A 9,171-nucleotide genomic window follows, 5' to 3' on the forward strand; every position below is an offset into this window, starting at 1 on the left:
TCCAATGTGCCGGCATCCGGCGCCGCGCCGCGAGGGGCGCGCCGGTTCACCGCCTGTCATCGTTCGATTGCCGGTTTCCCCGGACAGGGGCGCCGGTCCCGGTGCCGTCAGTCGCGCTCGCGGCGGGGCGACCGTGCCCGCCGGGCCAGCCACCAGCCGGACTGGTCCGGCCAGCCATCGAAGCCGCCGCCGCACAGCTGCTGCACCGCATGCAGCGGCCAGTTGGGATCGTCCAGCGCCTCCCGCCCGATGGCGACGAGGTCGGCCTGGCCGTCGCGCAGGATCGCCTCCGCCTGATGGCCGTCAAGGATCAGGCCGACCGCCATGGTCGCGACTCCCGCCTCCTGCCGGATCCGCCCGGCGAAGGGCACCTGGAAGCCCGGATGGCGCGGAATCGCCGCCGCGGTGGCCGACACCCCCGTCATGCCACCGGAGGAGCAGTCGATCACATCGATCCCGAGGTCACGCAGGTCGCGGCTGAAGCCCACGCTGTCCTCGATCGTCCAGCCGCCCTCGATCCAGTCGGTCGCCGAGATCCGGACGAACATCGGCCGGTCGGCCGGCCAGACCGCCCGCACCGCCGCCGCGACCTCCATCGGGAAGCGGCAGCGCCCTGCCCGGTCGCCGCCATAGCCGTCGGTCCGCCGGTTGCTGAGCGGCGAGAGGAACTGGTGCAGCAGGTAGCCGTGGGCGCAATGCAGCTCGACCGCTTCGAAGCCCGCCTCCAGTGCCCGCGCCGCCGAAGCGCGCCAGGCCTCGACCAGGACGGCGAGGCCGGCGCGGTCCAGCTCCGCCGGCACCTGCCAGCCGTCGGCAACGGGCAGCGGGCTTGGAGCGGCGACCGGCCAGGGCGGCTCCCCGCGTGCCAGGTCGGCTGCGCCGAGCGGGCCATGCCCCTGCCAGGGCCGCTGGGTCGCCGCCTTGCGCCCGGCATGACCGAGCTGAATGGCGGGAACCGCGCCGAACGCCTTCAGCAGTCCGGCGATGCCGCGCAGGCCGGGGATCTGCCGGTCGTCCCACAGGCCGAGATCGCCGGGGGTGATCCGCCCCTGCTCGGTCACCGCCGTCGCTTCGACCATCACCATGCCGGCGCCGCCCATGGCAAAGCGGCCGAGATGCACCCGGTGCCAGTCGCCGGCCTCGCCGTCCGCCGCCGAATACTGGCACATCGGCGAGATGACGATGGGGTTGCGCAGCGTCGTCCCGCGCAAGGCGACCGGCCTGCACAGACGCGGCGCCGTAGCCGCGCCACCGGCGGGGCTCTCCGTCTCCGGACTCACCGCCCCACCCCGCTCCTGGCGATCCCAGTGCCGCCAAGCTCTGCGGCGGCCGCCTCGGCCGCCCGCAGCCCGGTGACCGACGATTTGGTCAGGCCGCCGACATAGCCGATGGCATCGCCGCCCTCCAACCCGCCGGTCGTCGCCCCGGCGGCGAACAGGCCGCTGATCGGCGTGCCGTCCTCGCGTCTGACCCGGCCATGCTCGTCGATGGCGATGCCGCCCATGGTGTAGGTCATGCCGGCGACCAGACGGATCGCCATGAACGGTCCCTGACGGATCGGGAGGGGACGCGCCCGGCCGGTGCTGCGCGGCGGCGTCAGGCCGGCGGTGCCGCCACTGTCCACCGCGGCATTGTAGGCGGCGACGGTCGCCGTCAGCCGGTCGGCGGGAATCCCGAGCTTTTCCGCCAGCCCCTCCAGCGTGTCGGCCTCGATGACGGTGCCGCCGACGCGGGGCAGATGCGGGTTGGCGGGGATGATCGCCTCGGTCCCCGGCCCGTCCCAGATCGGGCGGTCGAAGATCACCGTCGTCCCCAGCGGGTCGTCGAGTTTGGCGATCCTGTTGGTGACATGGACGCCGCCGCGGCCTTCGTCGACGACCCGGACGCCGGTCCTGTCCACCACCAGCCCAGCCATGACGAGCTCGTCGAGCCAGGGATAGGGCCACAGCCTGTCGTTGCTCAGCGCATCCTGGCACAGGAGATGGCCATAGACATAGGGCGTGCCGCGCAGGGCGGCACCGGCGGCGGCGGCCATCCGCAGCCCATCGCCGCCGCCGGTGCCGGCGCCGCGCTGGCGCACCGCTTCGGGCACCGGCGAGACATGGGCGCGCACGAGGTCCGGGTCGCCCTGGAAACCGCCGTCGGCGATGACGACGCCACGCGCCTCGATCATCACCGTCTCGCCGTTCCGTTCGGCCCGCAACCCGATACAGCGGCCATCCTCCATCATCAGCTCGCGGGCGCGCACGCCGCGGTGGATGCTGCCACCACGCTTCTCCAGTGCGGCACCCAACGTGCGCAGCAGCGTGTCGCCGCCCCTGCCCTCCCAGTTCAATCCCGGCTGCGGCAGCGCCGGCGGGGCCAGCACGGTGTCCTGCCAGTCGCGCGGGCCCGCCTTCATGAAGCGGATCCCCTGGCGGCGCAGCCAGTCGATGGCCCGCGGCGCCTCCGTCGCGAGCATCGTCACCAGGGCTTCCTCCACGAAGCCGTCCGTCTCGCTGCGGATGGTATCCTTAACCTCCTCCACCGGACGGTTCAGGCTGCGCATGCCGATGTGGAAGGCGCCGCCCGTGTAGCGGGAATTGCAGAGGTAGCGGTCCTCCGTTCCCTTCTCCAACACGACGACGCCCAGCCCGAGTTCGGCGGCGCGGTTCGCGGCCACCAGCCCGGCAATGCCGGCGCCGATGACGGCCAGATCGGTTTTCATGCGTTCCTCCCCTCCCGGGCTCTCCCAGGGATGTGCGTTGCGGGCGCTCGCCCGTGTACGGTTCGGGCGCGCACCTGCCGGTTGCTCCGGCGGTTATTTCGGCAGCAGCATGTCGGAAATGATGGCGACCAGCTCTGCGAAGGCCTTCATCACCAGGAACAGCAGCGGGGCGCTCAGCGCCAGGACCAGCGCGGCGCCGCCGCCCCAGCCGGACAGCAGCGCCACCGCCGCCACGAAGAGCGGGGCCAGCCCGGCAACGACGGCCAGCCAGAAGCCGTATTGGACGACGAAGCGAACCGCCGGATAGTTCTGTTCTGGCGACATGGTCCCTGATCCCGATGTTTGCGGTGATGGTGTGGAGGCGGCGGGCGTTGGGGCCGAGGTGGCTCCCGAACCGGCGCCCTTCGCAGCCGGGCCGATGGGGCGGCAGGAAACGCTGCATACCTGATTATTGACAGCCCACAATCGTGATGTACACTGATTATACGCATACTGTCAATATATGCCGAGCGGCCGGGCGCTGTGCGATCCGGACCCGAACCGGTCCGGCCTGACGGGTGGAACCGACCGATCCGGCACCGCACCCGCCGTTACCCAAAAACAGACAATCCGTGGGAGGGACATCATGAACACGCACGCCCCGGCACTGGCGCTGGGCCTGACCCTGGGCCTAACCTTGTGCCCCCCGACCAGCGGTACCGCATCGGCTGCCTACACCGGCAACGTCGTCCGTATCGGCGTCCTCAACGACCAGTCCGGTCTGTATGCCGACATCATGGGCCAGGGATCGGTGACCGCCGCCCGCATGGCGGTCGAGGATTTCGGCGGCAGCATCGGCAACACACCGATCGAGGTGGTTGCCGCCGACAACCAGAACAAACCCGACGTCGGCGCCGCCATCGCACGGCAATGGTACGACGTCCAGGGCGTTGACATGGTCGCGGAGATCGCCAACTCCTCGGTCGCACTGGCGGTGGTCGAGATCGCGCGCGACAAGAACAAGGTCGCCATCGTATCGGGCTCCAACACCAACCGGCTGACCGGCGATTCCTGCACCCCCAACCATGTGCACTGGGCGTTCGACAATTACGCGCTCGCCAACGCCACGGCGCGCGCCGTCGTCAGGCAGGGCGGAACCTCCTGGTTCTTCATCACCTCCGACTACGCCTTCGGCCACGACATGGAGAAGCAGGCCGGCGACATCGTGAAGCAGTCGGGCGGCACGGTGGTCGGGTCGGTGCGGGCACCGCTGAACTCGGCCGATTTCGCCTCCTACCTGTTGCAGGCGCAGGGATCGGGGGCGAAGGTGATCGGGCTGGCCAACGCCACCGCCGACTTCACCAGCACGGTGAAGCAGGGCAAGGAGTTCGGCATCCTGGACGGCGGCCAGCGCTTCGCCGGACTGACCGTGTACCTGACCGACATCGATGCGCTCGGGCTGGATGCGGCGCAGGGGACCCTGCTCAGCGTGCCGTTCTACTGGGACCTGAACGACAGGACCCGCGCCTTCTCCAAGCGCTTCTTCGAGCGCCACGGCAAGATGCCGACCGCCTACCAGGCGTCGGTCTATTCGCAGGTCACGCACTATTTGAAGGCGGTCAAGTCGCTGGGCAGCGATGACGACGGCCGGGCCGTCGTCGCCCGGATGAAGGAGCTGCCGACCGACGACGACGCCTACGGCCAGGGATCGATCCGCATCGACGGACGCAAGCTGCACCCGATGTACCTGTTCCAGGTCAAGACCCCGCAGGAATCGAAAGGGCGCTGGGACTATTACAAGCTGGTCTCGACCATCCCGGCGGAAGAGGCCTGGAAGCCCCTGGACCCGGCCTGCCGCCTCGTCGCCAGGCAGTGACGCCGGCGCCGTCAGCCCATCCCCACCATCGGCACAACATCGACAGGGAGTTTCCAGTGGTTGTCGAAGAACGCACCTATGTCCTGCACACCGGCGTCAGCCTCGCCGAGTATCTGCGCATCTACGAGACGGAGGGGCTGCCGGCGCAGAAGCCGATCCTCGGCGGCTTCCTCGGCTATTTCGTGACCGAGTTCGGCACCCAGAACCAGCTCGTCCATCTCTGGGCCTATGCCGACCTGGAGGACCGGCGGGCGCGACGGGCAAGACTGGCCCAGGATGCGCGATGGCAAGGCTGCCTGGCCAAGATCCGGCCGATGATCATGACCATGGAGAACCGGATCATGTACCCGACCTCCTTCTCGCCGATCCGCGAACTGCCGGTGACGACCGGGCAGCCGGACACCGCGCTGGCCTGATCCGGGGGAGAGGGGCGGAGCCGCGCGGCGGCGCGCAGCTCCGCCCGCTCAGGCATCGAACAACCGGACCGGGCGGCCGGTCGCCGCCGCCTCCTTGACCGCCAGGGTCGCGCGCAGGGTCTCGGTGGCGTCGGCGCCGCCGGCCAGCGGCGCCTCCTCACCGCGGATCACCCGGGCGAAATGGGCCAGTTGCAAGGCGTAGGGATTGCCGGGCTTCAGCGGCAGCGCCGTCCGGGTGAAGGGGTCGAGCCAGCCGCGCCCGCCCTCGTAGCGCCAGAGTTCGAGGGTCGGCACCGTCAGAGAGCCATGGGTTCCCGAGAAGAAATGGGTAGGGACCTGCTGGCGGGCGAATTGCGGGCTCTCGCCGGTGGTCATGTCCCAGCTCCAGGGGGCAGCGGCGGCGTCCGACAGGCTGACGGTCGCCAGTGCCCCGCTGCGCAGCCGCAGCAGGACCGCAGCGGTGTCCTCCACCGCGAAACCGCGGGTCCGGTTGGAACTGGACGCCTGCAGACTCTCGATGTCGCCGCACAGGAAGCGCAAGGTGTCGATCTCGTGGATCAGATTGATCAGGATCGGGCCGCCGCCCTCCTCCCGCCGCCAGCAGGCGTCGAAATAGCCGTCGGGCTTGAGGAAGGTGTAGAGGATCGTCGCCGTCACCAATGCGCCGAGATCGCCCCGCCCGATCACCTCGCGCGCCGTCCGCAGGATCGGGTTGTGGCGGCGGTGATGTCCGACCAGCAGCGGCACCCCTGCCCGCCCGGCCGCCTCCGTCAGCAGCCGTGCCGCCTCCACCGTGTCGGCGATCGGCTTCTCCACCAGCACTGGGATGCCGCGTTCGACGCAGGCGATGCCGATCGGCGCATGGGTGGCGTTGGGGGTGGCGACGATGACGCCGTCCGGCAGATCGCCGGACTCCAGCAGCGCCGCGATGTCGGCATGATGCGGCACCCCGTGCCGTCCGGCGAGCGCGCAGGCCTCCTCGCCCGGATCGACGATGGCGGCCAGCTGGCAGGGATGCGCGTCATGCCGGGGGTCGGACATGGCTTCGATGTGCGTCTTGCCGATGACGCCGGCACCGGCGACGGCGATGTGGAGGGGAGACATGCGAGGTTCCTCGACTGGGAGCCCATGGCGGGCGGAAGGGCGATGCACCGGCTCAATCGTTCCGGACCCAGCGTTCCGGCCCCATCGCTTCGGCCCCATCACTTCGGACGGGACACCTGCCGCGGGCATCGCAAATATTGACAGCATACGTAATATCAGCTTACATACTGATTGCATCCTGTCAATATCGCGGGTGGGACGGACGGTTTCGCGCCCAGGGGTAAGGGGGGCGCCTGCCGACCACCGGGGACTGTGGCCGGGATTGCGAAGGAACACAGGCACAGGTCATGCGGGTTGTGCTACCGGCGGCTTCCGTATGGGAGTATCACCGCAAAATGAACAGGATCGACAGGGGCGCGCATGGCCATGGATGAACTTTACGCCAAGCCCGGGCATCTTCTCCGGCGGGCACAGCAGATTTCGACCGCCCTCTTCACGGAGGAGTGCGCGGTCCACGACCTGACGTCGGTGCAATATGCGGCCCTGGTCGCCATCGACGAGAATCCGGGGGTGGACGCCACCCGGCTGTCGGGGCTGATCGCCTTCGACCGCTCGACACTGGGCGGCGTCATCGAGCGGCTGGAGGCCAAGGACCTCATCTACCGCCGCCCGAGCGACGGGGACAAGCGGATCAAGCTGCTGTACCTGTCGCCGGCCGGCCGGGAGATGCTGACCACCGTCACCGCGGCGGTCGAGCGGGTGCAGGAGCGCATCCTCGAACCCCTGCGGCCGGCCGACCGCAAGACCTTCATCCATCTCCTGACCCAGTTGGTCAACCTGCACAACGACACACTGCCATCGTCGCTGCGGCTGGTCGTCGACCGCGAGGCGGCGGCCGGCGATGCGGGCGAACCGCCCGCCGCCGCCGATGGAAACACGAAACGCGGCAAGGCCGCAGCCGGTCGAAAGGTCAAACGACGATAAGAGCCTTCGACCGCGCGGGAGGAAACGGAGAACATAAGGAATGGCACAAGTTACCGCGTGGGATGCCGAGGTCGATCTTCTCGTGGCCGGTGCCGGTCCGGGCGGCATGGCCGCTGCCCTGGTCGGCGCGCTGGAAGGGCTGGAGGTTATGGTCTGCGAGAAGTCGGAGCAGATCGGCGGCACCGCCTCCACCTCCGCCGGGACCCTCTGGATCCCGGGCAACACGCAGAGCCGGCGGGCCGGCTACGACGACAGCCCGGCGCAGGCGGAAATCTATATGGACCGGCTGGTCGGCGGCACCAAGGGCCGCGACCTGCGCAGCGCCTACCTGGAGACCGGGCCGGCGGCGATCGACTATTACGACACCCGCACCGACGTCCAGTTCCTACCCTGCGGGCGCCACCCGGACTATCAGCAGAACATGGCGGGAGCGGCGGTGACCGGACGGGCAATCGTCCCGAAACCGTTCGACGGCCGCCTGCTCGGCGAGGATTTCCGGCTGGTCCGGCCGCCCATCGGCGAGTTCATGATCTTCGGCGGCATGATGGTCGGCAAGGACGACATTCCCCGCCTGATCGGTCGCTTCAAGTCGGCGGCCAACTTCGCTCATTCGGCCAGGCTGTTCCTGCGCTACCTGTCCGACCGGCTGAAATACCCGCGCGGCACCCGCATCACCATGGGCAATGCGCTGGTGGCCCGCCTGTTCTACAGCCTGCGCAAGCGCAAGGTGCCGATCCGGTTCGACACCGCCATCCGCGAGATCCTGCGGGAGGGCGGCCGGGTGGTCGGCGCCGTGGTGGAAAGCGGCGGCCGGACGTTGCGGGTGCGGACCCGCAAGGGGGTGGTGCTGGCGACCGGCGGCTTCGCCCACAATACCGAATTCCGCAAGGCCTTCATGCCGCAGCCGGTGCCCGTCCATTCGCTGGCCTGCGAGACCGACACCGGGGACGGGCTGACCCTGGCGCGGGCGGTCGGGGCGAGGATCGACGGCGATCAGCATCGCGGCGGCGCCTTCTGGACCCCGGTGTCGGTGACGCGCCGGACGGGGGGCTGGCGGGGCCTGTTCCCCCATCTGGCGCTCGACCGCGCCAAGCCCGGCCTGATCGCGGTGAACGCCGCCGGCCGGCGCTTCGTCAACGAAGGCGCCTCCTACCACGACTTCGTCGAGGCGATGTTCGAATCGCACAAGCTGGTGCCGACGATGCCGGCCTGGCTGATCTGCGATTCCGCCTTCGTCGCCAGATACGGCATCGGCGTGGTGCATCCCGGCACCCGGAATCTGGCGCCGCACGAGAAGAGCGGCTACCTCACCACCGCCCCGACGCTGGAGGAACTGGCGCGCAAGATCGGCGTCGATCCGGTGGGGCTGGCGGACAGCGTGCGCCGGCACAACGGCTTCGCGCTGACCGGCAGCGACCTTGATTTCGGCAAGGGCGACAGCGAGCTGAACCGCTTCAACGGCGATCCGGAACACCGTCCCAACCCGTGCCTCAAGCCGATCGAGGCGGCTCCCTTCGTCGCCGTCGCGGTCTGGCCGGCGGAGATCGCCTGCAGCGCCGGGCTGGCGACGGATGCCGACGGCCAGGTGCTCAGCGAGGACGGCGACCCGATTCCGGGCCTCTACGCCTGCGGCAACGACATGGCCTCGATCATGGCCGGCACCTATCCCGGTCCCGGGACGACGCTCGGTCCGGCGCTGGTTTTCGCCTACCGGGTGGCGATGCATGCGGCCGGCAGGGGCGATGCAGCCGGCAGGGCGACCGGAGCCTCCGAAGAGTTGGGCCGGGAGGAACGGGCGGCGGCGCGCTGACGCCGCCCGCCCCCATCCGCAGCCGCATCACGATGGGCGGGCGTCAGTCCGGCGCCCGCCCATCGCGTGGAAGCCGGGCCGAGAGCGGACCCGGCGCGCGCAACACCGCGAGCAGCGCCTCGTTGCGCCGGCGGATCAGCGCGTCACGCCCGCCGACCGACGCCTCCAGCGCCTCGGCCCCGGCGACCAGCGCCCGCTTGCTGTCGGCGTCGAAGACCGGGGTGCCGAGATCGTCCCACCAGGAGCGGATCGGCGCGTCGAACACCTCCAGGAAGCGGGCCAGTCCGCCCGCCCCTCCCCCCCGCAGAGAGGGCCCGTCTCATATACACATCCGACGCCGCCCCCGAACAGAGAA

Annotated in this window: 9 protein-coding genes; 4 read left to right on the forward strand and 5 right to left on the reverse strand. The window is 69.9% G+C overall.

Annotation, left to right across the window (positions count from 1 at the left end; genetic code table 11):
• Nucleotides 1-107 precede the first annotated feature (107 nt).
• The 3 genes from GBZ48_RS31940 to GBZ48_RS31950 all read right to left on the reverse strand — a co-directional run bounded on the left by GBZ48_RS31940 (nt 108) and on the right by GBZ48_RS31950 (nt 3,031).
• Nucleotides 108-1,280: an oxidoreductase gene (locus tag GBZ48_RS31940; RefSeq protein ID WP_174474694.1), complete on the reverse strand. Its 1,173-nt coding sequence runs from the start codon at nt 1,278-1,280 to the stop codon at nt 108-110.
• A complete protein-coding gene (locus GBZ48_RS31945; RefSeq protein WP_174474695.1) occupies nt 1,277-2,707 on the reverse strand; it encodes an FAD-dependent oxidoreductase in 1,431 nt (476 codons plus the stop codon). Before GBZ48_RS31945 ends, GBZ48_RS31940 begins: the two co-directional genes overlap by 4 nt.
• 93 nt (nt 2,708-2,800) lie before the next feature.
• The gene (locus GBZ48_RS31950) at nt 2,801-3,031 is read right to left on the reverse strand and encodes a hypothetical protein (RefSeq protein WP_035684237.1); all 231 of its coding nucleotides are present in this window, start codon (nt 3,029-3,031) and stop codon (nt 2,801-2,803) included.
• Between the two features lie 301 nt (nt 3,032-3,332).
• Here GBZ48_RS31950 and GBZ48_RS31955 point away from each other — a divergent pair, with 301 nt between their 5' ends.
• Nucleotides 3,333-4,562, forward strand: a complete 1,230-nt coding sequence (locus GBZ48_RS31955; RefSeq protein WP_174474696.1) for an ABC transporter substrate-binding protein — start codon at nt 3,333-3,335, stop codon at nt 4,560-4,562.
• Nucleotides 4,563-4,618: 56 nt separating this feature from the next.
• On the forward strand, nt 4,619-4,978 hold the full coding sequence (locus tag GBZ48_RS31960; RefSeq protein ID WP_174474697.1) for an NIPSNAP family protein: 360 nt from the start codon (nt 4,619-4,621) through the stop codon (nt 4,976-4,978).
• 48 nt (nt 4,979-5,026) lie between these two features.
• Here GBZ48_RS31960 and GBZ48_RS31965 read toward each other — a convergent pair whose 3' ends face one another.
• Nucleotides 5,027-6,082, reverse strand: coding sequence for a Gfo/Idh/MocA family protein (locus tag GBZ48_RS31965; protein ID WP_174474698.1), 1,056 nt, complete (start codon nt 6,080-6,082; stop codon nt 5,027-5,029).
• Between the two features lie 366 nt (nt 6,083-6,448).
• Between GBZ48_RS31965 and GBZ48_RS31970 the strand changes: the two genes are divergently transcribed.
• Together GBZ48_RS31970 and GBZ48_RS31975 are read left to right on the forward strand one after the other, a co-directional pair.
• Nucleotides 6,449-7,006: a MarR family winged helix-turn-helix transcriptional regulator gene (locus tag GBZ48_RS31970; RefSeq protein ID WP_174474699.1), complete on the forward strand. Its 558-nt coding sequence runs from the start codon at nt 6,449-6,451 to the stop codon at nt 7,004-7,006.
• Between the two features lie 40 nt (nt 7,007-7,046).
• Nucleotides 7,047-8,816: an FAD-dependent oxidoreductase gene (locus tag GBZ48_RS31975; protein ID WP_174474700.1), complete on the forward strand. Its 1,770-nt coding sequence runs from the start codon at nt 7,047-7,049 to the stop codon at nt 8,814-8,816.
• Nucleotides 8,817-8,859: 43 nt separating this feature from the next.
• Here GBZ48_RS31975 and GBZ48_RS36015 read toward each other — a convergent pair whose 3' ends face one another.
• Nucleotides 8,860-9,081: a hypothetical protein gene (locus GBZ48_RS36015; protein ID WP_211105961.1), complete on the reverse strand. Its 222-nt coding sequence runs from the start codon at nt 9,079-9,081 to the stop codon at nt 8,860-8,862.
• Nucleotides 9,082-9,171 lie beyond the last annotated feature (90 nt).

It is taken from the genome of Azospirillum melinis, from assembly GCF_013340935.1.
Classification (GTDB): Bacteria; Pseudomonadota; Alphaproteobacteria; order Azospirillales; family Azospirillaceae; genus Azospirillum; species Azospirillum melinis.

Excerpts from the sequence above, each read along its gene's own strand:
- GBZ48_RS31945 (WP_174474695.1), bottom strand. The coding sequence starts at position 2,707 with ATGAAAACCGATCTGGCCGTCATCGGCGCCGGCATTGCCGGGCTGGTG.
- GBZ48_RS31950 (WP_035684237.1), bottom strand. The coding sequence starts at position 3,031 with ATGTCGCCAGAACAGAACTATCCGGCGGTTCGCTTCGTCGTCCAATAC.
- GBZ48_RS31955 (WP_174474696.1), top strand. The coding sequence starts at position 3,333 with ATGAACACGCACGCCCCGGCACTGGCGCTGGGCCTGACCCTGGGCCTA.
- GBZ48_RS31965 (WP_174474698.1), bottom strand. The coding sequence starts at position 6,082 with ATGTCTCCCCTCCACATCGCCGTCGCCGGTGCCGGCGTCATCGGCAAG.
- GBZ48_RS31970 (WP_174474699.1), top strand. The coding sequence starts at position 6,449 with ATGGATGAACTTTACGCCAAGCCCGGGCATCTTCTCCGGCGGGCACAG.
- GBZ48_RS31975 (WP_174474700.1), top strand. The coding sequence starts at position 7,047 with ATGGCACAAGTTACCGCGTGGGATGCCGAGGTCGATCTTCTCGTGGCC.